We start from the raw sequence: 26,866 nt of genomic DNA, 5'->3' as shown, positions 1-26,866 counted from the left end.
CTACTTAGCATTTTTCAATCAAGTGTGGTCTAAGTTTGCTTCTTCACCTTCAGAAATAAAGCAAACTTAGACTAGAAAACACTACAGAAAATCACGAGGATCGGTAATATGACCTGTTAAGGCAGAGGCCGCCGCCGTATAGGGTGAAGCAAGATAAATTTGCGCTTGCTTATTGCCCATCCGTCCAGGGAAATTACGGTTAGTGGTAGACACACAAACCTCAGCTTCATTCACCCGTCCAAAGGTATCTTGTGGTCCGCCCAAACAAGCAGCACAGGAAGGTGATGCTGGCTCAATACAACCCGCTTGCAAGAAAATCTCAGAAAGGGTTAACCCATCAATCTTGATGCTGAATAGATCGTTGTAAACCTTCTGCGTCGCAGGTACAAGATAGGTAGGAACCTTGACCTGTTGCCCCTTCAGCAATTTGGCAGCATGGTAGAAGTCTTCAGTTTTACCACCAGTGCAAGAACCGATGTAAACGCGATCGATTTTGACATCTGTGACTTCACGGACAAGGGCACGATTGTCGGGAGAGTGGGGCTTAGCAACTACAGGCTCTAGCTTAGATACATCGTAATGCTTGACGTAATAGTAGGGGGCATCAGCGTCAGCGTAGAGCGATTCAAAGGGCTTATCGGTACGCGATCGCACATAGTCAAAGGTAGTTTGGTCAGGCGCAATCACACCATTTTTACCACCCGCCTCGATCGCCATATTGCAAAGAGTCATCCGCTCTTCCATCGTCAGTTTAGAAATTGCCTCACCGCTAATTTCCAAAGCGCGATAGTTTGCCCCACTAACGCTGATATCACCGATGACATGCAAGATCAAGTCTTTTGCCAAAAGGTAAGGAGGCATTTCGCCATCAAAGACAAACTTCATTGATGCAGGTACTTTGATCAGCAATTTGCCAGTACCCATCACAAAGGCAGCGTCAGTATTACCAATACCCGTAGCAAACTGCCCAAAGGCTCCCGCATTGCAGGTATGGGAATCAGTACCGAATAGAACTTCTCCGGGTCTGGTGTGACCTTCTTGAGCTAGGGCAACATGGCACACACCTTTGTAATCAGGGTTAGCTTTAAAGTTGGAAAGATCGGTGATGTCGTAGAAGTATTTAATGTCCTGTTCTTTGGCAAAATCTCGCAAAATATCAACGTTGCGATTTGCCCTTGCATCCTTGGTGAAAATATAGTGATCAGGAATTAAAACAATTTTTTCTCTGTCCCAAACCTTTGCATCACTACCAAATTCCTTTTTAAAGATGCCAATTGTGCCGGGACCACAGACATCATGGGTCATCAGCAGGTCAGCATTCACCCAAATATTTTCGCCTGGACTAACGTAGCTTTTTCCCGAAGCTTTTGCCAAAATCTTTTCGGTGAGTGTCATTCCCATAATTGTGATGTCCTTGCGTAGATGCTGATTCCTACTTGTTTGTCAATCTAAATATTAGTTAAAATTATAGTCTGAGATTAGAAATTTTGTAAGTTTAGCCCTACTTATTTAACTTACTTATTTAAAAATGACTCTACTAATTTTACATTTTCTGAACTACCAATAATCAATGGCGTTCGACTATGTAATTGTTTGGGAATCACATCAAGAATATCTTGATTGCCCGTAGTCGCTCTGCCGCCTGCTTGCTCCACTAAAAATGCTAAAGGCGCAGACTCATAGAGTAAGCGTAACTTTCCATCGGGATGACCGACTGTACCGGGGTAGAGAAATACACCACCCTGAAAGAGAATTCGATGGATATCTGCCACTAGCGCCCCTGAGTAACGAGCAGAATATCCCTCTTGACGATGAATATACTTGACATATTCACGCATTGGCGCTTCCCATTGCCAAAAATTCCCTTCATTAACACTGTAAGTGGAACCCGTTGGAGGAATGTGAATATTCTCTTGAGACAGAATAAATTCTCCAATACTAGGATCAAGAGTAAAAGCATGAACGCCTATGCCAAGGGAGTAAACTAGCATCGTGCTAGTACCATAAAGAATATATCCAGCACCAATCTGCTTGCGTCCTGACTGTAATAAATCTAGAGCTTCTCCCGATTCATCATTCCCTTCCTGTTGACGAATCGAAAAGATCGAACCGATCGCTAAATTGACATCGATATTACTAGAACCATCAATGGGATCGTAAAGCAAGGTATAGCGACCAATGGGACAGTTTTCAGGAATGTAATAGGGCTTCTCCATTTCCTCAGAGGCAAGGCGACAAACTAAGCCGCTTTGTTCAAACGCACGTAGAAACACTCGATTAGCGTAGTGATCCATTTTTTTGACCGCTTCGCCTTGGACGTTAACTTCGCCTGTAACCCCAAGGACATTTTCGAGTAAGCCCGCTCGACTGAGATGGCGGGCAATCGTTTTACCTGCTAAACCAATCCGCCCCATTAATGCACTCAGATCATACGCATCAGGAGAAAATGTCCCAAATTGGGAGAGGACATGCTGTGAAAGAGTCATAAAGTCCCGTCCGAGGGTGATCTCTTGAGCATGGTTGAGTCTGGTAGAATCAGTCATGGGTGCGATTACCTTAATTCTTCACCCCTATTATGAAGCTAATTTCTCATATTGGGTAAACCTAGACATAATTATGAGCATCTGTCCTAGTTGCAACAGCGTAAACCCTGATGATTATCAATTCTGTCAATTTTGCGGTTCTAAAATTGTTACTGAAATTGTTAATCATCCGTCAGAGGATGGTGCGATCGCACCATCCCTAGCTGTGGAATCCGCAGTAACTAAACCCATCTATTTAGAACATACTGCACATAATCAAGATGGCGAGGTTGGCGATAATAGCATGGACAGTGAGGCTCACCAGCCATCCGAGATGCTAGAGAATCCCAATGAAAATGAAGCGCAAGGAGATGCGTCTGCGGAAGCTCAGGAAGATGTCGATAATGCGATCGCAGTTACCATACCGATCATGTTTCCAAAGATCGCCACCCCAGAACAGCCTGCATCTATGGATTTGGAAGCGTTGCCTGATGCAAGTTTAGATTTATCCTCGGAAACTGAGCAACTCGAATTTCCCCAAGTACAATTATCCCAAGTACATTTACAAGATATCGTCTATGCGGGGAAAACTGATGTTGGTAGACAGAGAAATCGCAATGAGGATGATTTCGTAACGATTTTTCAAACTCGTAGCAGTCATGGCAAAAGTCAGATTAGCGATCGCAGTCAGCGCGGATTATTTGTGTTGTGTGATGGTATGGGTGGACATGAGGGAGGAGCAGAGGCTAGTGCGATCGCAGTTAAATCCATTACTGAGCAGTTTCTGCCATTTTGGGTAGACACTTTACCAGGGGAGAAGAAACTTAATGAAATTATCGGCAATGCCAATCAAGCTATCTTTGATCGAAATGAAGAAGAAAACAGACAATCTCTAGGGAGAATGGGAACAACTCTCGTCATGTTGGCGATTCATGATCTTGATGTTGTGATTGCCCATGTTGGTGATAGCCGAATTTATAAGGTTACAAATAGTCCTAATGATGCTCAAATTTCCACTAAAGATATCCAAAATTCATTAGAAGTTAGTGCAGCCGCTAGTTCAGCAAAATTAGCACAAATCACTCGCGATCATGATGTTCTCAATCAATTACTTGATCTGGGCATGGATCGAGAATCGACAATAGCCAGACCTGACAGTCATCAATTAACTCAAGCATTAGGTCCAAATCCTAGCGATCGCCTAGAGCCTTCGATTCAATTCTTCACCTTAACCGAGCCAACTCTCTTTTTACTATGTTCCGATGGTCTATGTGATAACGATGTGATCGAAGAGAACTGGCAAACTCATTTATTACCAATTTTAAACAAAGATCTTGATCTCGTAACTGGCTTAGACAATCTCATTGAATTAGGAAATAATGTCAATGGATATGACAATTTGACTGCGGTTCTGATTTTATGCGACCTGACGAATTCACCAAACTAGGCTAAGATCGCCCATTGAGAATATCCTTTGCCATTTTTAAGAAATAATCGGGATTAGAGGAGTTTTCACCATTTTTGCCATTGTTTTTAGCATTGCTTCTAGAATTTTGTGAACTAGAGGAATTAGAGTCACTAGTCTTTTGGGCAATATCCAAATCAGAGAGAACCACTGGTGTGATATCAAGGGTATTGGGTGGCAGTACAGCAAACTCCGCAGGTGGTAAGGTCTTGGGGGTATATAGCAAATAGACAATGCGATCGCCTTTTTCCCAAGTCATATCCGCCGCTACAATTTGTAATTGACCTTTGCGCTCAAATAACAGTGGCAATAATATTCCTGCATTAAATAACGTATTAAAGCGATTTAATTGCTCTTCCAATTCTTCGGCAGTAAGAAGAAATTCTCCCACCCTGACTTCCCGTTGTAGAATATATTGATTCCAAGTTTTAATAGGAACACGGAAGCTAAAGGCTTGCTGCACTTCATTTTTTCCATTGCGATCGCTTTCAGTCTCCTTGACATAAATTGCCAATACTTTCGGGGGATTAAATTCTTTAATTGCTAGTTGAGCAATCACAATATTCACATCGGTATTAATCGTTAGCGCCACAAAGGTTCCCACCGAGTCTAGTCCTGCTTCAGCTAAGGATTTCGCATCCAGCCCATTACTGACAAAGGCGGGAATACCATATTCGGCAGCTTGTTTACAAAGTTCAGCATTAGTATCAATCAAAGCCACCCTCTGCCCATTAGCTTGAAAGAGCCGTGCTACGAGAATACCAATAGGATTACTGCCCACGATCACTAAGCCAGAGATATCACCTTGATTCAACCCTAACAGTTTCGCCACTAGCTTCGCCGATAGACCTTGCAAAAACACAGTCATGGCGATGGTGAGGAAAACTAGCGCCTTAATTGATTCACCACCATTGACTCCCCGTTCCGTTAATAATATCGAGAAGAGTGAGGCAACGGAAGCTGCCACAATTCCCCTTGGCGCACACCATGATAAAAAAGCTTTTTGTCGCCATGTGAAGCTGCTATTCCATGTGCTGACAACGACATTGATCGGGCGGACAATAAACATCATAAATAGCACTGTCTGTACCCCGCCCCACCCCAGAGCGAAGATACTAGGAATGGAAAGATTGGCAGATAGCAGAATGAAAAGAACGGAGACAATCAAAGCCACTAGTTGACTTTTGAATTTGAGTAGGTCTCGACTATTGGGAATCTCGGAAGCACGGAGGATAATCCCCATCACTACCACGGCAGTTAAGCCCGATTCGCTTTGAATTTCTTGGGCAATGCCAAAGAGTCCTAACACTGCGGCAACCACTACTGCACTTTTCGTATCTTCCGCCAGAAATGTCGCCCATTGCAAAAACTTGCCTAATAGCCATCCCGCGATCGCCCCAAGCAAACCGCCCACACCTAAGCGCAAACCAAGATCACTTACGACTTCAAAGGCTCCTGCCGCAGGGTTTAAAGCTACATCCAAAACTACAACCGCTAATACTGAGCCGATCGCATCAATTAGTACTCCCTCTCCTTCTAGAATCGTGGCAAGGCGGCGATCTAGTCCCACCTCTTCGACAATCGGATTAATGACTGTGGGCCCAGTTACGACCACCAGAGCAGCATATAAAAAAGCGATCGTCCAAGGGAATTCACTTAACCAATAGGCAGCGATGCCACCTCCAATTAGAGTAATCAGCGTACCAATAGTAATCAAATTGCGTAAACTCGCAGAAACTTTACCCAGTTCTTGCAGTTTGAGATTTAACCCCCCATCAAAGAGAATTAGGGCAACGGAAATAGATACGATCGCTTCTAAACCATCTCCTAAGAGTCTTGGGTGGACTAGGTTTAACCCATTGCCCCCCAAAGCCACACCAAATAGCAGTAGGAACACAATACTCGGCACACGAAAGAAGTTCGCAATGACACGAGCAGCAATCCCTGCCACGATCGCAATAATTATGATTAAAGAGAGAGACCCTTCCATAACCTGACTATAGGGTTAGCGCAAAGCACCAACCCCCATCTACTCTAAAGATACTGACAGCGTAACGTTAAACTGTGCTTCAAAGGGTTGTTTTTTATAATCAAGGCTCCAAAGTTCTAGTGTGCAGGGATCGTTAGCTTGTTGGGGAGTGAGTTGCAAGTTGCAAGCACGAGTACGCGGATTGCAAACCACCCGAATCTCGGCGATCGCTCCAATTTTGCGACGATCTAACGCTGTGGCTAAACGCAAAAAAGTACTGGCTTGACGGACAAATAACTTCAGACGCTCATTACCTAAACGTTGAAAGTTATCATGTTTTTTCTTCGGTTCACTTTTGCGGTGATAGCGAGCAAGATTAGAGATCGCCTCAATCTCGGACTCGGTATATCCCAACAACTCCCCATTACGAATTAGATAATAGGAATGCTTGTGGTGAGCATCATGGCTAATGTGATGCCCTGAGTTATGTAGCATCGCCGCCGCCCAGAGTAAATGGCGCTCATCATCGCCCCATTCATGGAAGATTCCCTTAGTTTGATCAAAGAGACTGAGAGCATGGTCAGCAACTTGTTTGGCATATCTAGTATCAATGCTATATTTATCAGCAAGTTTGAGAATACTGCGATCGCGTACCGAACTTTGATAGCGCCAGCCATCCTCGATATAGCCATGCCGAATCATCCAATCGACAACTAAACCTTCGCGTAAAGCACTTTGGCAGAGCGTGATTTTGGGAATTCCTAATAAACGCATAGTTTCTAAGAGAATTAAGGCTCCTGCCAAAATAATTTCGGCTCTCTTTTGACGCACCATTGCTGTGCGTTCATCTAAAGTGGCTCGCCGTAAACGCCAGACAATATTTTCTAAATCGGCAAAAGGAATCTCATACCCTTGCAAAGGATTGGGAACTAAACCAGTTTTTTCTTTAGAATGCAAAATCGCGAGGGTTTCAATAGTTCCCGATGTCCCGATCGCTTTTAGCGACTTAATGTTCTGACTAATTAGTAGCGATCGCACATCATCAGTCGGGCGCTCAATCGAACCAAGCACATACCCCAACAGGCGATCGTATTCCGTTTGAGAAACAGGATCGGTAGTAATAAATAAATCTGTTAAACGAACTGCCCCAATCTTCGTACTACTGAGATAGGCTGGATCTCTGCCATCTCCCAAAATCATTTCCGTAGAGCCACCCCCTATATCTATCAGCAGATGTGGCTCATCCTTGAGTTCCATCGCTGAGATCACTCCCAAGTAAATGCGGCGGGCTTCCTCCTGTCCTGAGATAACCTCAATATGCAAACCTAATTCTTCGTGAATGCGGCGAATAAATTCCAGCCCATTAGGAGCCTCCCGCGTAGCACTAGTTGCCACAGCCACGATTTCTTCTACTTTTTGAGTACGACATATTTCTTGACATCGCTTTAAAGCTTCTAGCGATCGCTTCATCGCATCTTCAGTCAAATTTCCCGTTTGAGCGCAACGTTCTCCTAGTCTGACAGTTGCTTTTTCTGACTCAATCACACTGAAACTAGGAATCGAAGTCTTAATCTGCACAATTACCATGTGAATGGAATTTGTACCCACATCGATCGCTGCTAGAGTTTTGACATCTAAGGTCATGATCTGTTTCCGCGAAATATCTCAAGTCATGGTAAATGAAAATCTGTAAGAATAAAAGCAGTCAACTAATTTCTAGAAGTTAGGGAGCTACTTTATCTACTGTATTCTCCCTTCTAAAAATTACAGCAATTTGTACTAAAAAATATTGAGGTAAGGAAGGGCGGCGCTTCGCGCCGCCCTTCCTTACCTATTTAGCATTACCAAACTAGAAGTAATACTTTTGTTAAGAGTATTAAAAAGTGGCGATCTTCACTAAAATATTCTGATTCTTTTGGTCACATATTGCTGTAAGTATATTGATATTGCCTTTGACTCATTGACATAGATAATATACACATCACTCATTAAATCAAATGTAGATTTAGCCGTTTTCAAGTTATCGTAGACAATGGGGAAACCGCAATCATCGGTTAATCTCTAGAAGTTTAGGGACGCTTCACCTCCCTAACTTAAATGTAAGCAATATGGGCAATCAACAAGTAGTTTTAGTTATAGATGATGAACCAGCAAATTTTGATGTAATTGAAATTTTGCTGTTCAAAGAGGGTTTTGAACTTCACTATAAAGATAACGGTGCAGCAGCGATCGCAGATCTAGGAGAAATTAAACCTGACATCATTTTATTAGATGTCATGATGCCAGACATGGATGGTATTGAAGTATGTCAACATTTAAAAAATGACCCCCAATGGCATCATATTCCGATCATTATTGTGACAGCTCTATCGGATAAGGAAGATCTCGCCCGTTGTCTAGATGCTGGAGCCGATGATTTTGTCAGCAAGCCAATAAACAGTACCGAACTCCGCGCCCGTGTGCGATCGATGTTGCGAATCAAGTCTCAATACGATCGCATCCAAGACACCATGCGTTTGCGTGAGGAAATGATGCAAACCATCGTCCATGATCTGCGTAATCCTTTAATTGGGATCATGCTCGGCTGTGACTCACTTAGAGCTGTAGACATGTCCGATCGCGCCAAAAAAAGGATCGACCAGATTGGCAAAACCATTGAGCAAATGCGTCTACTCATCGACGATATTTTGACAATCGGTAGAATCGAAGCCAAGAAACTCGTCCTCAATCTCACCAAAATCGATCTAGTTGCAATGGCAAAATCTGCTATTGACGATATTGAACCCCTAACATCCAATAAACACATCCAAGTTTTAGGAGAATTTCCGACAGAACCAGTCTATATTTCTGGTGACAAAAACCTAATTCGTCGTGTTATTGATAATTTAATTGACAATGCCGTTAAGTTTTCTCCTCAGCAAAGTTCTATTATTCTTAAAATAGAATGTTTACCCAAAAATCCCGATCGCCAAGACTTAGTTAAATTTCAAGTAATTGATAGTGGTATTGGGATTAGCCCAGAGCAAAAACAAGTAATTTTTGAGAAATATGAGGTAGGCAATATCGTGACAGGGGTATCACAAATTGGCTTGGGACTTTCTTTCTGCAAAATGACCATCGAAGCCCACCAAGGAGAAATTTCTGTAGCAAATAATCATCCCAAGGGGTCAGTATTCACTATTTTGCTGAACCGTTATCTCGATTTTGGGTGAGGCGTACTTTCATCGTCCTATCCCAATTAAATCGTGAGGATTTAAAGTTGTGTATGGTTGTACGAAGAACACGCCTCTCTGGGTAACATAGATACAAAGAATATATAAAATCTATGACACGAATATTAGTCATCGAAGATGAAGACTTAATTCGAGATTCTCTTGAAGATCTGCTCTTAGTAGAAGGATTTGAAGTAATCACTGCCGAAAATGGGGAAAAAGGCGTGTATTTAGCAAGTCACAGACAACCTGATTTGATTCTCTGTGATGTAATGATGCCAATACTTAACGGGTATGAGGTGTTAGAACAGGTGCGCCAAGATAAGGAACTAAGTACAGTTCCTTTCTTGTTTTTAACTTCAATGATGGATCGGCGCAGTAATCGGATGGGGATGTCTCTAGGCGCTGATGATTATCTAGAAAAGCCCTGTACAAAAGATGAATTACTTGCAGCGATTACAGTGCGTTTAGGAAAGCAAAAAGCGATCGAACAACGTATTGAAGAAAAAATGGATGCTTTGCGCAGCAGCATTACTCTATCTTTGCCCCATGAATTGCAGACTCCACTTTCGGGGATTCTGGGATTATCTGAACTAATGATGATGCAAAGTGAAGAATTTACGCCTAGCGAAATTTATGAGTATGCTAACGGCATTCATCGTTCGGCAGAGCGACTCTATCGTCTCATCCAAAACTATTTGCTCTATAGCAAGCTATTACTATTGCGATCGCAAGGCTTACAAAAATGCACTCCTACCTATCCCTGCAATAGCTTTGTTGTGATCAGTAGTATTAGCGATCGCAAAGCAAGGGAATATGAACGTACAGATGACCTAGAACTGAATATTGCAGAGGCTGATTTAGCAATTTCCTGTGAGGATTTAGTTAAAATAGCCGAAGAACTCATCGATAATTCTTTCAAATACTCCTGCAAAGGCACTAAGGTTTGCATCAGTAGTCATATCAGCAATACAGACTTGATTTTGAAGATTCAAGATCATGGACGGGGGATGAATAAAGAACATATTGCCAATATTGGCGCATATATCCAGTTTGAACGTCGCTTTTACGAGCAACAGGGAATAGGGCTCGGTCTGATTTTGGCGAAAACTTTAGTGGAGTTTTACGGGGGTAACATCGACATTCAAAGTCAAGAAAATTTAGGCACAAGTATCTCTATCACCATACCTCTTTAATATATCTAGGGTTGTGTCACCGCCGAAGGCGGTGACACAACCTCGTTTGCTTGAAAAGCGCTATAAGATGCGACTCCAATCTCTTGACTGATATGATCTACCTTAGATCCATATAGTCAGAAATAGCAAAATGTCGGTTGTCCCATCCCATCGCAAGGCAAAGGGTCTCGCAGATGTCCAGCGTCGCCCTGCCAAAGAACTATGCAGTGAATGTGGTCTCTGTGATACCTATTACATTCATTACGTCAAAGAGGCTTGCGCGTTTATCACTCAGCATATTGATGAACTAGAGACACAATCCCACGGGCGATCGCGTGATCTCGATAACGAAAAAGAGCTTTATTTCGGTGTGCATCAAGAAATGATCGCCGCCCGCAAGACTGAACCGATCGAAGGGGCGCAATGGACAGGCATTGTGTCTACTTTAGCGATCGAGATGCTCGAAAAAGGGCTAGTCGAAGGCGTGGTCTGTGTGCAGTCTAGTGCTAGCGATCGCTTTAAGCCCCAGCCTGTCATTGCCCGTACCCGTGAAGAAATTTTGGCGGCGCGAGTCAATAAACCGACGCTTTCGCCCAATCTCTCGGTGCTAGAGCAGATCGAGCAGTCGGGGATCAAGAGGCTTTTAGCGATCGGTGTCGGCTGCCAAATCCAAGCCCTAAGAACTGTTGAGAAAGAACTGGGCTTAGAAAAGCTCTATGTATTAGGGACACCCTGCACCGATAACGTCACGCGAGAAGGGTTACAGAAATTTCTCGATACCACTAGCCGATCGCCTGAAACCGTAGTGCATTATGAATTCATGCAGGACTTTAATGTGCATTTCAAGCATTCCGACGGTTCGACGGAGTTAGTGCCATTTTTTGGGTTAAATACTAAGGAACTCAAGGATGTATTTGCGCCATCCTGCATGACCTGCTTTGACTACACCAATGCCCTTGCTGACATCGTTGTGGGCTATATGGGCGCAACCTTTGGCTGGCAATGGATCGTGGTGCGTAACGAGACGGGCAAAGAGATGCTGGAGCTAATCAAGGATCAATTGCAGACTCAGCCTGTGATCTCTAATGGCGATCGCCGTGCGGCTGTGCAACAAGGTATCTCGGCATACGATCAGGCGGTAACTTTGCCAATTTGGTTCGCTTGGATCATTAGCTTTGTGGTGAATAAGATTGGGCCGAAAGGTTTGGAATATGGGCGTTTTTCTATCGATTCCCACTTTGTCCGTAACTACCTCTATGTGCGCCGCAACTATCCCAAGAAGCTAGAAGCACATGTCCCCGAATTTGCTAAACGGATCATTGCTCAGTACCAGTTACCAAAAGTGTAATTTTGTAAACCGATTTTTGGTGTTGCGGCTGCGCCGCAACACCAAAAATTAGTTCTTTATTTTACGGAATTTAAAACTTGCTGAATTAAGAGTTTAAGTTGTCGAAGCTTGACTGGTTTGGATAGATAGTTGTTAGCTCCTGCTGCTAGACATCTTTCGCGATCGCCTTGCATGGCGAGGGCAGTCAACGCAATGATCGGAATATTTGCAATCTCCTGATCAGCACGAATTAAGCGAGTTGTCTCTAGCCCGTCCATGATCGGCATTTGAATATCCATGAGGATAATATCGGGCTTTTCAGATTTGGCAAGGGCGATCGCTTCCTGTCCATTTTTCGCCACAATCAAGCGGTAATTGAGCGCAGTGAGATAAATCGTAAAGTTGGCGATATTAGCTTCATTGTCTTCGGCAAGCAAAATGAGCGGGGCTTCGTCAGGGTTAACTTCTAGGAATTCTACATTTGGGGAAGTGGGGGTAGCTTCGGTCGCAATCGGCTGAGAAATCTCATAGGGCAAAGCAACTGTGAAGACACTGCCTTTACCGATTTCACTCTCAACCATCACTTGACCACCATGTAACTCCACAATTTGCTTGACTAGAGCGAGTCCTAGTCCAGTGCCTTCGTATTGACGATTGAGGCTGCTATCTATCTGCACAAAGGGTTGAAAGAGTTGTGCCAAATTGTTGGCGGTAATACCAATACCAGTATCCACTACCTGAAAGACAATCATGGGTGCATTTTGAAGTTTTAATTGCGGGGAAATAATTGCCTTTCCTCGCCATGTATCGCCACTACCGACAGATACAAGCAGACTGACTTCCCCTTGACTGGGAGTAAATTTGACGGCATTAGTAAGGAGATTAATTAATACCTGCTTGATCCGACGCTCTTCGACATGGATATCTCGGATATTCGGCGGAATATTACTGCTGAGTGTTATGTTCTTTTGGAATGCTTGTTGCCTGACAAAAACCAGACTGGCATCACACAGAGAGCGGACTGAAGATGGAGCAAGTTCTAGCTTCATCATGCCTGATGAGATTTTTGACAGATCGAGAATGTCGTTAATTAACGATAGCAGGTGTTCTCCGCTTGACTCCACTGTACGGATCGCCTTTAATTGCTTTTCGTTTAGTGAACCAAAAATCTGTTCTTTAAGAGATTCTGATAGTCCTAAGATCGAATTTAGCGGTGTGCGGAGTTCGTGGCTCATGTTGGCGAGAAACTCATCCTTGAGCTTGGTGGCGCGAAGAAGTTCTTTATTGGCTTGTAGTAGTTGCGCTTCGTACTGTTTGCGATCGCGAATGTCAAATAGCATAGAGCGACTATACAGATAGTTCCCCTCCGCATCCTTAACCGCTGTTGCACTTAACAAAACAGGAAAAGCACTACCATCTTTGCGAATTAAATCAAATTCCACGTCTTTGACCCACCCCCTCTGTATAAATTGAGGATAGCTCTGGGAGAAGATCTGCTGGCTAGATTCAGTCATAAAATCAGTAAATAATCTACCAATCACCTCTTTACGTGTATATCCCAGCCATCGCAGTTCTGTATCGTTGATTTGAACAAATCGACCATCTATATCTAGGGAATGATAGCCACAGGGTGCATTATTGTAGAGATCTTCCACTTCGTGGGCATAGTTCCGCAGAGCGATCTCTGCTTGCTTGCGATCGCTAATATCGTGATTTGTCCCAATCAAAGCAATGATCTGTCCAATCTCGTCCTGTAATAGTACCGTTGAAGTTTCCGTGATTCTAGGAACACCATCTTTACGAATAATCTGCAACTCTCCATACCAAGCCCCGTTTTCAATGGTCTGCTCAATTACCTCACGAGCTATTTTTATGCCATCTTCCTGATCATGCAGAATTGCTACAGACTGTCCTATTATTTCCGCTTTGCTATAACCATATAACTTTTCGGCTCCCTGATTCCAATCGATAATAATTCCATTGACATCGGTTATGATTACGCCATCGGAGATATTCTCAAATACTAAGGCTTGTTTTTGCAGTATCAGTTCGTTCTTTTTGCGATCGCTAATATCTTTTCTGATACTCAAAAAGCCAATAGGTTGATCATTGTCATCCTTAAGCGCTGTCACTGATATCTCTGCGGGAAAGTGAGAACCATCTTTGCGGATACTCGTCCATTCTTCACTAAACCCGCCTTGAAGCGCCAGAGGTATTAATGCTCCAAAGCCCTGAACCACCTGTCCCGACTCTATTGGCAAATCTTTAGTTCTGGCAAGAAGCTCTTGGGGATCGTAGAAAATTTCGGGTGTCACCTTGCCAACCACTTCGCCCATACTGTAGCCCAACATTTTTTCCGCACCAGTGTTAAAAGTTTGAATGATGCCATTGAGGTCAGTGGAGATAATCGCGTAGTCCGTACCATCGAGAATAGCGCGTTGCAGTTTATTGACTTGCCATAGTTCTTGGGTACGTTCTATGACTTTTGCTTCTAGGGATTGATTGAGTTCTAGCAGTTCTTGCTCGGCGCGTTTGCGATCGCTGATATTGCGAATAATCCATAACAGTTGGATTTGCTTGGTTGCAGGATTGATATTTTTGGTGAGGATGATTTCCGCAGGGAAAGACTCTTTCTGATAAGTGGTTAAGGTAATTTCCCAAGTTTCGACGGAATTATCATGGGATAACAGATAACTAAGGCGGTTAAAGAAAATTTCTCGGTCGTGAGCAACAACAAAGCTCGCCAAAAAGTTTTCTACGATATACTCACGGGTGACTCCTAGCAGATCTAAGATAACTTGATTTGCTTCTACAATCTTGCCGACGGAATCTGTTACTAGATAACCATCAGGAGCGAAGTTAAATAAATTTTGATAACGGAGCTGTTCGTATTCTAGTTGGCGTTGCTGATAGATCAGATCTTCAGCACTGACCCTCAGTTCCTCGATCGTGCATTCCAAGTCGGCACTTGTTTTTTCTAGGAGAACATTGCGTTCTTCGATTTCTGCTTGCTTAATCAAGAGTAAAGCTTCGGCGCGTTTGCGTTCTGCCAACTCAGTTTGGACTTGTTGGTAGGTCAGTGCTTGCTGAATGCCGATCGCTAGCTGTACTGATAACTGCTGAAGCAACAGAATATCGGAATCTTGCCATATACGTGCCGTCGAACATTGATGCACTATCAGCAAACCCCATAAAATACTCTGTTCGGCGTTTGGTAATAGGATTGGGACAACGAGATTGGCGCGTACTTGAAATCTTTCGAGCAGTTGCACATGGCAATCGGTCAAATTTGCCTGATAGATATCATTAGCAACAAAGAACTTGCCATCGCGATATGCACCGCCTAGATTGTCGCGAAAGCAGGTATCTTCAATTTGGATATTTAAGCAGGGCTGCCAAGGAGCAATGATATCTTCGGCAACGATCGCGCCACTCATGTCGGGTTTGAATTGATAAATAGCGGCGCGATCAGCGTTGATAAATTGACGTACTTCTTTAACGATCGCATTCGAGATTTCGACTAAGTCTAGAGATTCGCGAATCCGTAGTGCTATTTCGGCGATTACTGTTTGCTGTTGTTGCGATCGCCATAGTTGGCGATTGAGCGCAGTTTCGCGTAGTACTCGATTTACAGTACTAGATAGCAATTTCGCGGAGACATCTCCCTTAACTAAGTAATCCGATGCTCCTAACTTCATTGACTGTACGGCTTTTTTCTCATCCCCTTGCCCCGTCAACATGATCACAGGAATACGCTCACTCCTAGAAACTTCATTAATTGCTTCTAGAAATTCCAATCCATCGCCATCGGGTAAATTCAGATCGATGAGGGCAATATCAGGTTTCTGCGATCGCCATAGTTCCAGTCCCTCTTCTAGGGTTTCTGCTTCGAGGAAGTTATAGCTGCTATCTCTATCTGATTGGAGATAGCGCCCAAAACTACCGCGATCGCTCTCCGAGTCATCAACGATCAAGACAGCGATCGTTGACGGCAAAGGATTGTTGGTAGAACTAAGGTGAGCGTACGACATAGCTAGTCAGTTGAGTGAAATCTCATATAGTCAATGGTAAACAGCAACAATCTAAAACTAGAGCGTGTTTAAGAAGTTTTAACCCCCTCTAACTCCCCCTTGCAAGGGAGAATTTGAGTTTCCCCTCTTGCAAGGGGAATTTGAGTTTCCCCCTTATAAGGGGAGAATTTAAGTTTCCCCCCTTGTAAGGGGGGATTAAGGGGGGTAAAAGCGGAAACTTATGCTAAATAGGATACTTCTCAAACACGCTCTTAATCACCCAATAATTCGGCAATTTTTAGAGCCAGTTGTTTTAGCCTAACAGGTTTACTGATATATTCATTCACTCCTGCCTCTAAACATCTTTCGCGATCGCCTTCCATAGCTAGAGCAGTCAAGGCAATAATCGGGATATTGGCAATCTCGGCATCAGCACGAATTAAGCGACTCGCCTCTAGTCCGTCCATGATCGGCATTTGAATATCCATGAGGATAATATCGGGTTTTTCAGATTTCGCAAGGGCGATCGCTTCCTGTCCATTTTTTGCCGCAATCAAGCGGTAATTGAGTGCCGTAAGGTAGATCGTAAAGTTGGAAATATTAGCTTCATTGTCTTCGGCAAGCAAAATGAGTGGGGCGATCGCATTTTCTAAAGATGCCATCACAGTAGCAGTGGTTGATTCGGCTGTTGATTGCATGATGGATATATCTGATATTTCGTAGGGTAGGGCAACCGTAAAGCAGCTTCCTTGTCCAAGCCGACTCGCGACCGTAACCTGTCCACCATGCAGTTCGGCAATCTGCTTGACCATCGCTAGTCCTAAGCCAGTGCCTTCGTATTGACGATTGAGGTTGCTGTCCACCTGCACAAAGGGTTGGAAGAGGCGGGATAAATCCTCGGCAGCAATGCCAATGCCCGTATCTGTGACTTGAAATAGGATCATTGGCGCATTTTCATCTCGGATTTGGTTAGGAATTTGCGCTTCGCCTAGCCATGTATTGCCATAGCCAACGGCAACAGAGAAGGTGATCTGCCCATCATTCGGCGTGAATTTCACGGCATTGGTGAGGAGATTGATCAGTACCTGTTTGATGCGCCGTTCATCTACATTCAGATCTCTGAGATTGGGTGGGATATTGCTGATGATTTGAATATTCTTTTGAAATGCTTGTTGACGGACAAAAACTTCACTAGCACTGCATAGATTGGTGATGGAAGTAGAGGTGCGATTCAGTACCATTTTGCCTGACGCGATTTTCGAGAGATCGAGAATGTCATTAATCAGATCTAATAAATGTCGTCCACTTCTTTCGATATTGCCGAGCGCTTTTTGTTGCCGTTCATTGATCGAACCAAGAACTTGATCTATGAGAGCTTCGGACATACCTAAAATCGCATTAAGTGGTGTCCGCAGTTCATGGCTCATATTGGCAAGAAATTCATCCTTGAGTTTGGTGGCGCGAAGTAATTCGTTGTTAATTTGTTGGAGTTGGGCTTCGGCTTGTTTGCGATCGCTAATATCAAAATTAACCCCAATCATGCTTTGGGCATTGCCAAGATTATCTCTGATCACTACTCCATAGTCTTTAATGTAGCGAATTATTCCATCTGGGAGCACAATCCGAAACTCAGTTTCAAAGTCGGATATACCTGAAGCGGCTTGCTGGATGATATCTTCGATAATATGAACATCCTCAGGGTGCAATGTATTAATCCATGTTTCATAGGTCATCTCTACGTCAGACTCGTTAGTGATGCCATAGATCTCATACATCCGATCATCCCAATACAATCTGTTGTCATTAATATTCCAATCCCAACTGCCGATCGCCCCAGATTTTAGTGCTAGGGTGAGTCTTTCTGTTAGTTGTTGCAGTTCTAAGGCAACACGTTTGCGATCGCTCAGATCGGTATGTGTACCCATCACTCGCAAGGCTTGACCATTGGTATCCATCTCAAACACTTTGCCGCGAGCCAAAATCCATTTATAGCTTCCATCTTTGCAACGTAGTCGATGTTCGTTTTCATAGAGGAGAACTTCACGATTGAGGCATTTGGTAATATCCTCGTAGCATTTGGCGATATCGTCAGGATGAACGAGATTTTCCCATGACTCAAATCTATTCTCAAATTCATCGTCTGTATATCCCAGCATCGCTTTCCATTGCTGCGAGAAGAAGACCTCATTGTTTTGAATATTCCAGTCCCAAATGCCATCGCCAGCGCTTTCTAAGGCAAATTGCCAACGTTGATCGCTAGCTCTTAAGGCGGCTTCGGCATTTTTGCGATCGGTAATGTCTTGGGCAGTGCCAATAATGAGCTTGACTTGCCCCTGTACATCGCGACTGAAGATTAAATCGCGACTGAAGAAATAGCGCCATTCGCCATTTGCGTGTCGAAGTCGATACTCATGGGAAAAGATTTCGCCATCATGAGCCTGTTTCAATCTCTCAAAGTGTTCTACGGTTGGCAGGAGATCATCTGGGTGAATTACAGTAGGCAACCAAGACATACCCATTTCTTGGATCGTACTCGCCGAGTAACCTAGCGTCGCCAAAATCTCGCGATTAGCATAGGTATTCCGTTGTTCTTGGAGGTCATATAGGTAGAGGACATTGGGCGATGAGTCGGCAATTTGTTGAATCAATTGATGATTTTCCAAAATTTCCTGTTCTGCTCGCTTGCGTTCAGTAATATCTCGCGAAACCGATAGCAGTTGTACTACTTGTCCATTTCCATCGCGGATGGGAGTAACTACAACATCCCACCATTTAGGATTCCCTTTTGCCGTAGGACAAAAACCTTGGAATTTACCTGTTTGCCCTGACTTGGCAATATTGACGGCTGCTACTATGTCTGAATGCGATGCTTCTGGCCACAAACCGCACCAATCGACATTATGAAAAGCTGAAAAGTCATCAATTTCCAGAATGTCGAGTCCTCCATCATTGATATATAGGAGTCGTCCATCAAGATCAAGCAATTTAATACAGTCGCTACTGCTTTCGAGAATCCGTCTTTTTATTTCTTCACTCTCTCGCAAAGTTTCTTCAAATTTCTTGCGATCGCTAATATCAAAGTTAATCCCAATCATAGCTTTGGGATTGCTCTGTTCGTCTCTGACTAACACACCATAGGCTTTGATAAAGTGAACAGTCCCATCGGAATGTATAATCCGAAATTCGGTATCATACTCAGCTTCTCCTAAGATGGCTTGCTGGAGTAGAGTCGTGGTGGGTAAGTAGTCATCTGGATGGAGAATGTTTGCCCATCGCTCATAGTCAACAGAATTAACATCTTGTTCTGATAAACCATAGATCTCATACATTCGTGCATCCCAAACTTTGATGTTATTAACGAGATCCCACTCCCAACAACCGATCGCCGCAGATCTGAGTGCTAATTCAAGGCGATTAGATAGCTTTTGAAGTTCTGCTTCAGCTAATTTGCGATCGCTAATATTGGTTAAAGTACCAATGTAGCCCAAAACATTATTGTTAGAGTCTAATTTGGGATTGACCTGACAGTAAAACCAAGTAATCGTGCCATCGGGTTTGAGGCATCTCGCCTCCGTTTGGAAACTGCTATTTTGACTCATTCCCTCGCTCGCTTCTCTCAGAATTCGTTCGCGATCTTCGGGATGGATCGTTTCGAGCCAACCACTTCCTAAAGCTGCTTCGGGTTCGCGCCCCGTCATATGTCCCCAAGCAGGATTGGCATAAATAGTTTGACCCATTTCATCTGCCTGAAAAATGCCGACGGGAGCCGCCTCAGCTAAAGTTACAAAACGCTGTTCGCTTTCTTTTAATAAAGCAGTCCGTTGCTCCACTCTGACTTCTAGTTCTTGATTGAGGTTCTGTAGTTCTTGTTCGGCGCGTTTGTGATCGCTAATATCTGTAATCGTCCCGACATAGCCTGTGACAATCCCATCATCGTTACGTTTAGCAACTGATTGCCCATAGACCCAAGTTACTACTCCATCGGGACGCTGAAAGCGATACTCAAGGGTGAAAGTTCGCTCTTCCTGTACTGATTGATCCCACTCATCAGAGACTAATTGCCGATCTTCGGGGTGGATACCTTGTCGCCATCCATCTCCCATAGCAGATTCTATTGTAATTCCTGCAATGAAACTCCAGCGATCATTGATGTATGTGCAATATCCCATCGGATCGGCGCGGAAGATTCCTACTGGAGACGCTGCCATGAGACTAACATAGCTCTGTTCGCTTTCTTTGAGGTCTATTTCGGCTTGTTTGCGATCGCTAATATCGTTAGAGCACCCAATCAAGCGAATGGGATTTCCTAGCGCATCCCTAACCAAAGAAAGACGTAAGCTTATATCAATTATATTTCCTGATTTTGTCCGATTCCGTAGCTCAACTTCATGGTTTCCGTTTTCTATTACAGGAACAAAGACTGTGGATTGAATGATAGGCACATCTTCATTCAGGTAAAGCATACTAACATTCTGCCCGATCGCCTCATTAGACTTGTATTCATAGAGTCGCTCAGCCCCAGTGTTCCAAGTTAAGATCGTGCCATCTGGGGTTGTAGAAATTACAGCATCATGAATCTGCTCAAGCATTTGCGCTTGCAGTTGTATTTCTTCAGTGCGTTCCTGTACTTTTGCCTCCAGAGACGAATTCAGGCTTTCTAGATTTTGATAGAGTTCAGCTTGTTGTAGGGAAATCGCTAAATGCACAGATAGCTGATGCAATAGCTGAATATCTTCTTCATGCCATTGGCGTGGAGATGAACATTGATGAACGATCAGCAATCCCCATAGAGCATTTGTACCATTCAGGAGAATCGGCACTACCAGATTTGCCTTGATCTGAAATCTTTCGAGAAGTTGGATATGACACTCTGTGAGGTTAGCTTCGTAAATGTCATTCGCCGCAAAGATTTTGCCATTTTGGTATTCCCCACCAAGATTTTCCTGAAAGCAAGTATCCTCAATTTGACTATTCAAGCATGTTTCCCATTCGGGAAGAACTGCCTCAGCCACAATTGACCCACTCATATCAGGATGAAATCGGTAAATAATCGTCCGATCAGCAGCTAAAAAGCCGCGTATTTCTTGGACGATCGTATTAGCAACATCCTCAAATGAAACCGATCTACGGATATGTAGCGCCATTGAGGCAATTACTGCTTGTTGCTGTTGCGATCGCCGCAGTTGACGAAAGAGTAAATTATTTTCTTGCACCTGATTGATACAGGTGAGGAGCGAAACCGCAGTCACATCTGATTTCACTAAATAGTCGGCTGCCCCCAACTTCATCGCCCGCACGGCAATCCGTTCATCTCCCTGTCCCGTCAGCATGATCACAGGCAGTTTATTGATGAATTGCCCCGTACTAATCTCTTCTAAAAACTCTAAACCATCACCATCGGGCAGATTGATATCGAGCAGTACGACATCGGGTTGCTGCGATCGCCACAGTTCCAATCCTTCCTCTAAGGTTTCTGCTTCAGCAATCTGATATTTCTGCTCTGGATCGGATGTGAGATAGCGCTTGTAACTGAAGCGATCGCTTTCCAAGTCTTCCACAATTAAGATCTTAATCTCATTCTTTACCTCACCAAAGTTCCCTGACTGCAAAGGCGAAGTTTGCGTTTTAGGGCGTAGATTATCCATAACTAGAAGCTTATAAATTGGAAACTAACTTTAAGTTGAAACCAGAGCAATCCGTTAAATCTTAACAAAGCGAATAGTATTCCCTAATATGATCAAACTTATTGCCCCAAGACATCTAAACAACATCGCAATAAAGAAAGCTAAGTGAACATAAAAATTAATATCCTCAGCATATACCTTAACAGGGAATAGACTTAACATTTTTAAAAGACTGAAAGCGTAAAGTCAATAAAGAATCCAAAGCTGTTTTATGAGTAGTGTGGGATTGTGAAAGGCAAGAAGAAATAGCGAATTTGAAAGAAGAAAAATCAGGATAATAGACCGAGTAGAGACATTGCTTTTTGACAAATTTCCAAAGGCGCTCAATCAAGTTCAAGTTTGGGGAGTAAGTAGTCAAATATAGAAGTTCGATGTTTAATGACTGAGCCAACTCAAAAACTAAAGCACACTTTTGGTAACGAGCATTGTCCAAGACAAGAGTAATGGGTATAGTCAAGCCCAGAGCCGCAAGTTTATAAAGTAAGTCACAGATGGATTGAGCATTGATATAAGTGTCATTAGTCACGATAACTAGTTCATGAGTAACAGCATTAAGCGCACCCAGGACATTAAACCTTTGCCTTCCTGTCCCAGTTTTGACAAACAAGCGTTCAAAACACCACAAAAAGCCTAAATAAGCACCGAGGACAAAATGTGCCGCATCGACAAAGAAAACGGCTCTTTGACCAGATTTAGCTTCCTCTAAGCGTGGTTCTAGTTTTTTTTTAGAAATTCCTCTTGTGCTGCTGGGTCAGCCTTAGCAGGTATTAGCCCCACTCGACGACAACTCATTCCCATCGATTTCAAAAAATGACGCACCTGTTCTCGACTACGAACAATTCCTGTCAACTCGGCAATTGTTGCTGCTGCATGAGCCAGAGTTTTGGGTGGATGTTCTCGAAAATATATCTCTAAACTTTCCTGATGCTGTTTGAGTTCACTCTGGGGACGATTAAAGGTCAGTTCTTTGAGTTTGGTTATCCCACCTTCTTTATAATCTCGTAAATAACTCAACAATGTCGGTTCAGTGATTCTTAGTAGTTTCGTGATTTCCTTGTGCGCGTATTTCTGGCTTTTTAGGTATAGTGCTTCCATTTTTCGCTGTACTCGCGGATGCGGGTGATGGAATCTTTCGTGATGTAGGGCATCCATTTCTTCTTTGCTAAATGTTATTCGGATCATCTTGGAGAAAAGCTACTGTTTTTTCCATTTTTACCCTTTCAAAAAATAAAGTCTACATCCTGTCTAAGTATATTTGATCGTCCTTTCAACCTAACACCTAACAACCTGTTAGGTGTTAGGTATTTAGAAATTTAACAAATCCCTAACAGTCTGAAAGGTGACGCTCACTCCTTAAGCCCCTAATCTAAGTACATCGAAATAAAAAAGTTATTCATGACTTATATTAAAAAGCTTGATTAGTTCAGGGCAAAACTATGACTACCGCAACACTCACCATCGAATCCGACATTCCCACTCAGTCAAGCATCACCACTCATAAGGTACGTGAGTTTTCGGCGGCAGACAAAACTACAACCCTCGAACTACTCAAGCAATATCGCAAAGCACCATCAGCATACCTACGCGATCGCATCGTGCGTTTAAATATCGGGCTCGTCAAAAAAGAAGTCCATTTCTGGGCAGATCGTCACTCAGAGCTATATGACGATTTATTACAAGTGGGAGCCTTAGGTCTCATCGGTGCAGTCGATCGCTTTGAACTCAATCGCGGTTATGCCTTTAGTTCCTTCGCCGTCCGCTACATTCGTGGCGAAATTCAACATTATCTCCGCGATAAAAGTTCAGCCGTTCGCATTCCTCGCCGTTGGATGGATTTGCAACAACAATCAGTCCGTGTGATGCAAAAGTTACGCAATACCCTACAAAGAGAACCCTCTGCACAGGAAGTTGCTAATGCCCTAGGAGTCAACCTCAGTGAATGGCAAGAAGCAAAACTAGCCTGTCAAAATCGCGCTCCTTTAAGTCTTGATGCTCCCATCCGTTCCGAAGAAGAAGATGCCGCTTCCATTGGTGATCTCGTTGCCGATCCTAAGAGCAATCTGCAATCACAACAGGATGAGAAGTTCCGTTTACACCAAGCGCTCTCCCTTCTAGAGCAACGTACTAGAGAGATTGTCGAATTTGTATTTATCGAAGACATGCCTCAAAGGGATGTCGCCAAAATGCTGGGGGTCAGTGCCGTGACGATTTCCCGTCAACTCAAAAAAGGTTTATCAACTCTACGTTGTGTATTAGAAGCAGAAGCTTGCTAAAAGAGAAGGGGCGCTTTGCGCCCCTTCTCTTTTAGTTAAACTGCTCTGCCCAATTGGAAATCCAATTGAGGGTTTTATGCACAAGTTCAGGAGTTTCTGCCTCGCAATAGAGACGCAACAAAGGCTCAGTACCACTAAAGCGCACCAATAACCAACTACCATCAGCCAAACGGAACTTAAAGCCATCGGGGGCTTGAGCATCGACTACTTTTCGTCCTGCAATTTCCGTTAAAGAGAACTGCTGAAGGGTAGCTACTAGCTTCTCACGAGCTGCCATCCCTGAAAGCTTTTTATCAATGCGATCGTAATGGGAAAAGAAATTAGTTTGCTTTTGCAAGTCACTATAGAGAACGCTTAGATCCTTGTTAGATGTAGCGATCGCCTCCAACACATACAGTGCCGAAAGCAAAGCATCTCGCTCAGGAATGTGATTGCCATAGCCCACACCACCAGACTCTTCACCACCTAATAGACAGGGAATTCCCGAAAGCATTCGCTCAGCAATATATTTATAACCAACGGGAGTTTCGTAAACGGGTAAATTAAAGAGAGCCGCCACTTTAGGCATCAAATCAGAGCCACTGATGGTTTTAATCAATTCACCCTTAAACCCACGATGCTTGGCAAGATGCTCCAATAAAATCGGAATCAGAATTTGCGAACTCAAGAAATTGCCTTCGCTGTCAGTCGCAGCAATGCGATCGGCATCACCATCAAAAACAAAACCCACTAAAGTTTTTTCAGGATGCTCATGATGATAGGTTTTGACTTGACGAAACAGCTCAGAAATGTAGCGCGGTAGCGGTTCAGGTGCGCCACCACCAAAGAGGGGATCGCGATCGCCATTTAGCTCCACCAAATTAGATTGAGCGGCTGACAATCCTAAAATTTTTGCTAAACCACCTGCGGCGGCTCCATGCATTACGTCTGCAAAGATGGTCAACTTTCCCAACGATATCGCCTCTTGAATCAACTCGATATTGACCTTGCCACGCAAAGCATCACAATAACTTTTCCATGCGTCAAAGGTTTCGATTTTGCCCTTTTGTGGAGTTTCATAGACAAAATCACCCCGCTCTAGAATTGCTTCAACCTTTGCCGTGATGTCTGGTGATACCGAGCCACCAAATGCGCCTTTAATTTTTAAACCTGAATAATTCGCAGGATTATGACTAGCGGTAATGACCAAGGCTCCTAAAGCCTTGCGATCGAAGGCAGCCCAACTAAAAGCAGGTGTAGGTGCAAAATCATCGGCAAGTAATACATCAAACCCAATGGCGGCTACAACTTCGGCAGTCCGTCTAGCAAAGGCATCGGACATAAATCGGCGATCGAACCCAACAATGATCGTATTGCTGCCTGATTCGCCAAAGGTTTCGCGCAAAATATGGGCAGCGATCGGAGCAACTGCCGCTAAGCGATCGAAGGTAAAGTCGTCAGCAATGATACCTCGCCAACCGTCAGTGCCAAAGCGTATGGGTGGATACAATGGGAATTTGCCTTGCATAAGCCTGTAAAAATTTCTTCTAGCCAAAGTTTATCGTGAATTCCCATTAAGAACCTAGGTTTTGAGGAAAAAGAGAGTAAAATTGTAACTTGCCAAAATTGATGACTAGGCTGACGGCACTGTGCGATCTGTATGCAATCTGACTACTTAGAACGAATCCTCAAAGCTCGCGTGTATGATGTCGCGCAAGAAACACCCTTAGAGTTTGCACCTAATCTATCGGCACGATTGAACAATCGACTGCTGCTAAAAAGGGAAGATATGCAGTCGGTGTTCTCTTTTAAACTGCGCGGTGCTTATAACAAAATGGCACAATTGCCACCCGATCTCCTCGCCAATGGGGTAATCGCCGCTTCCGCAGGAAATCATGCTCAGGGAGTTGCCCTCAGCGCTCGCGAACTCGGCACAAAGGCAATTATCGTCATGCCCGTAACTACCCCGCTCGTAAAGGTGAATGCGGTAAAAATGCGTGGTGGAGAAGTAGTCTTGCATGGCGATACCTACGATGATGCCTATGCCCATGCCCGTCAACTGGAAGCCGAAAAGAATTTAACCTTCATCCATCCCTTTGATGATCCTGATGTGATTGCAGGTCAGGGAACGATTGGGATGGAAATTTTACGCCAATGTCAAAAGCCGATTCATGCGATTTTTGTAGCGATCGGTGGTGGTGGCTTAATTTCAGGGGTAGCTGCTTACATAAAGCGCTTGCGACCTGAGATCAAAATCATCGGAGTGGAACCCAAGGACTCCGATGCCATGTCCCGATCGCTACAGGCAGGACATCGGGTGCGCCTCGATCAAGTGGGACTATTCGCCGATGGTGTGGCTGTACGCGAAGTTGGGCAAGAGACATTTCGCCTTTGTCAGCAATATGTCGATGAGATTTTGTTAGTCGATACGGATAACACCTGTGCGGCAATTAAGGATGTTTTTGAAGATACTCGCTCAATTTTGGAACCTGCTGGCGCTTTAGCGATCGCAGGGGCAAAGGCATATGTCGAGCGTGAAGGCATCGAAGGTCAAACGCTCGTGGCGATCGCCTGTGGTGCAAATATGAACTTTGATCGTTTGCGCTTTGTTGCTGAACGTGCCGAACTAGGCGAACATCGAGAAGCTATTTTTGCGGTGACCATTCCCGAACAAGCAGGAAGTCTACGAAAGTTCTGCGAACTTTTGGGTAAACGCAACCTCACCGAATTTAGTTATCGCATTGCCGATCAAGCGATCGCCCATATTTTTACGGGCATCCAAATTGTGAATCGAGCCGATGCAGCTAACTTAGCGAAGGCTTTTGCGGAAAACGGATTTACAGCGATCGAAATTACCGATGATGAACTGACAAAACTGCATTTGCGCCACATGGTCGGCGGACGATCGCCCCTTGCCCACAATGAACTACTCTATCGCTTTGAGTTTCCTGAACGTCCGGGCGCATTAATGAAGTTCGTTGGTTCGATGAGTCCCCATTGGAATATTAGTCTATTCCATTATCGGAACAATGGTGCTGACTACGGCAGAATTGTTGTCGGTGTGCAGGTTCCACCGTCGGAGATGGCAGAGTGGCAAGCATTTCTCGACACCCTCGGCTATCGCTATTGGGATGAAAGCCAAAATCCTGTCTACAAGCTATTTTTAGGTTGATGTTCTGTTGAAGAGGTTGAGTTTGCATTTTGCCTAAGGCAAAATGCAAACTGCAATATCATTTCTAAGGGCGATCGC

13 protein-coding genes and 1 pseudogene are annotated in these 26,866 nt (G+C 43.9%); 6 read left to right on the top strand and 8 right to left on the bottom strand.

What is annotated here, in order from left to right:
• Positions 1-81 precede the first annotated feature (81 nt).
• Both NMG48_RS12815 and fbp read right to left on the bottom strand, forming a co-directional pair.
• A complete protein-coding gene (locus NMG48_RS12815) occupies positions 82-1,401 on the bottom strand; it encodes a 3-isopropylmalate dehydratase large subunit (protein WP_169361968.1) in 1,320 nt (439 codons plus the stop codon).
• A 113-nt stretch (positions 1,402-1,514) separates the two neighbouring features.
• Positions 1,515-2,543: a class 1 fructose-bisphosphatase gene (fbp, locus tag NMG48_RS12810; protein ID WP_271251919.1), complete on the bottom strand. Its 1,029-nt coding sequence runs from the start codon at positions 2,541-2,543 to the stop codon at positions 1,515-1,517.
• Here fbp and NMG48_RS12805 point away from each other — a divergent pair.
• Positions 2,542-3,969: a protein phosphatase 2C domain-containing protein gene (locus NMG48_RS12805; RefSeq protein WP_271251918.1), complete on the top strand. Its 1,428-nt coding sequence runs from the start codon at positions 2,542-2,544 to the stop codon at positions 3,967-3,969. The genes fbp and NMG48_RS12805 overlap by 2 nt on opposite strands.
• Before the next feature lies 1 nt (position 3,970).
• Here NMG48_RS12805 and NMG48_RS12800 read toward each other — a convergent pair whose 3' ends face one another.
• Entirely contained in the window at positions 3,971-5,977 is a 2,007-nt protein-coding gene (locus tag NMG48_RS12800; protein WP_271251917.1) for a cation:proton antiporter, read from the bottom strand.
• Positions 5,978-6,016: 39 nt separating this feature from the next.
• Entirely contained in the window at positions 6,017-7,600 is a 1,584-nt protein-coding gene (locus NMG48_RS12795; RefSeq protein ID WP_271251916.1) for a Ppx/GppA phosphatase family protein, read from the bottom strand.
• Between the two features lie 464 nt (positions 7,601-8,064).
• On the opposite strand from NMG48_RS12795, the gene NMG48_RS12790 reads away from it, so the two are divergent.
• From NMG48_RS12790 to NMG48_RS12780, 3 genes are all read left to right on the top strand, one after another.
• On the top strand, positions 8,065-9,168 hold the full coding sequence (locus tag NMG48_RS12790) for a hybrid sensor histidine kinase/response regulator (protein ID WP_271251915.1): 1,104 nt from the start codon (positions 8,065-8,067) through the stop codon (positions 9,166-9,168).
• 113 nt (positions 9,169-9,281) lie between these two features.
• Positions 9,282-10,364, top strand: a complete 1,083-nt coding sequence (locus NMG48_RS12785; RefSeq protein ID WP_271251914.1) for a hybrid sensor histidine kinase/response regulator — start codon at positions 9,282-9,284, stop codon at positions 10,362-10,364.
• A gap of 130 nt (positions 10,365-10,494) precedes the next feature.
• On the top strand, positions 10,495-11,691 hold the full coding sequence (locus NMG48_RS12780; protein WP_271251913.1) for a Coenzyme F420 hydrogenase/dehydrogenase, beta subunit C-terminal domain: 1,197 nt from the start codon (positions 10,495-10,497) through the stop codon (positions 11,689-11,691).
• A 56-nt stretch (positions 11,692-11,747) separates the two neighbouring features.
• Here the strand turns inward: NMG48_RS12780 and NMG48_RS12775 are convergent, their stop codons facing one another.
• The 3 genes and pseudogenes from NMG48_RS12775 to NMG48_RS12765 all read right to left on the bottom strand — a co-directional run bounded on the left by NMG48_RS12775 (position 11,748) and on the right by NMG48_RS12765 (position 22,546).
• Positions 11,748-15,701: a PAS domain S-box protein gene (locus tag NMG48_RS12775; protein WP_271251912.1), complete on the bottom strand. Its 3,954-nt coding sequence runs from the start codon at positions 15,699-15,701 to the stop codon at positions 11,748-11,750.
• 251 nt (positions 15,702-15,952) lie between these two features.
• Complete coding sequence (locus NMG48_RS12770; protein WP_271251911.1) at positions 15,953-21,325, bottom strand: PAS domain-containing protein; 5,373 nt, start codon at positions 21,323-21,325, stop codon at positions 15,953-15,955.
• Between the two features lie 178 nt (positions 21,326-21,503).
• Positions 21,504-22,546, bottom strand: a pseudogene (locus NMG48_RS12765) (IS630 family transposase).
• Between the two features lie 254 nt (positions 22,547-22,800).
• Between NMG48_RS12765 and NMG48_RS12760 the strand changes: the two are divergent.
• Positions 22,801-23,637, top strand: a complete 837-nt coding sequence (locus tag NMG48_RS12760) for a sigma-70 family RNA polymerase sigma factor (protein ID WP_271251910.1) — start codon at positions 22,801-22,803, stop codon at positions 23,635-23,637.
• 31 nt (positions 23,638-23,668) lie between these two features.
• On the opposite strand, the gene NMG48_RS12755 is transcribed toward NMG48_RS12760, so the two are convergent.
• Positions 23,669-25,144 (bottom strand): phosphoglucomutase/phosphomannomutase family protein, encoded by a 1,476-nt coding sequence (locus NMG48_RS12755; RefSeq protein WP_271251909.1) that lies wholly within the window; start codon positions 25,142-25,144, stop codon positions 23,669-23,671.
• A 132-nt stretch (positions 25,145-25,276) separates the two neighbouring features.
• Between NMG48_RS12755 and ilvA the strand changes: the two genes are divergently transcribed.
• On the top strand, positions 25,277-26,788 hold the full coding sequence (ilvA, locus tag NMG48_RS12750; protein ID WP_271251908.1) for a threonine ammonia-lyase, biosynthetic: 1,512 nt from the start codon (positions 25,277-25,279) through the stop codon (positions 26,786-26,788).
• Positions 26,789-26,866 lie beyond the last annotated feature (78 nt).

The organism is Pseudanabaena sp. Chao 1811 (genome assembly GCF_027942295.1).
GTDB lineage: Bacteria > Cyanobacteriota > Cyanobacteriia > Pseudanabaenales > Pseudanabaenaceae > Pseudanabaena.
The sequence above is the reverse complement of the archived record's forward strand: the minus strand, read 5'-3'. Positions and strand labels throughout refer to the sequence as shown.

Coding starts and splice junctions, on each gene's coding strand:
- NMG48_RS12795 (WP_271251916.1), bottom strand. CDS start 7,600: ATGACCTTAGATGTCAAAACTCTAGCAGCGATCGATGTGGGTACAAAT.
- NMG48_RS12790 (WP_271251915.1), top strand. CDS start 8,065: ATGGGCAATCAACAAGTAGTTTTAGTTATAGATGATGAACCAGCAAAT.
- NMG48_RS12770 (WP_271251911.1), bottom strand. CDS start 21,325: ATGGATAATCTACGCCCTAAAACGCAAACTTCGCCTTTGCAGTCAGGG.
- ilvA (WP_271251908.1), top strand. CDS start 25,277: ATGCAATCTGACTACTTAGAACGAATCCTCAAAGCTCGCGTGTATGAT.
- NMG48_RS12760 (WP_271251910.1), top strand. CDS start 22,801: ATGACTACCGCAACACTCACCATCGAATCCGACATTCCCACTCAGTCA.
- NMG48_RS12780 (WP_271251913.1), top strand. CDS start 10,495: ATGTCGGTTGTCCCATCCCATCGCAAGGCAAAGGGTCTCGCAGATGTC.
- NMG48_RS12755 (WP_271251909.1), bottom strand. CDS start 25,144: ATGCAAGGCAAATTCCCATTGTATCCACCCATACGCTTTGGCACTGAC.
- NMG48_RS12800 (WP_271251917.1), bottom strand. CDS start 5,977: ATGGAAGGGTCTCTCTCTTTAATCATAATTATTGCGATCGTGGCAGGG.
- NMG48_RS12805 (WP_271251918.1), top strand. CDS start 2,542: ATGGGTGCGATTACCTTAATTCTTCACCCCTATTATGAAGCTAATTTC.
- NMG48_RS12775 (WP_271251912.1), bottom strand. CDS start 15,701: ATGTCGTACGCTCACCTTAGTTCTACCAACAATCCTTTGCCGTCAACG.
- NMG48_RS12785 (WP_271251914.1), top strand. CDS start 9,282: ATGACACGAATATTAGTCATCGAAGATGAAGACTTAATTCGAGATTCT.
- NMG48_RS12815 (WP_169361968.1), bottom strand. CDS start 1,401: ATGGGAATGACACTCACCGAAAAGATTTTGGCAAAAGCTTCGGGAAAA.
- fbp (WP_271251919.1), bottom strand. CDS start 2,543: ATGACTGATTCTACCAGACTCAACCATGCTCAAGAGATCACCCTCGGA.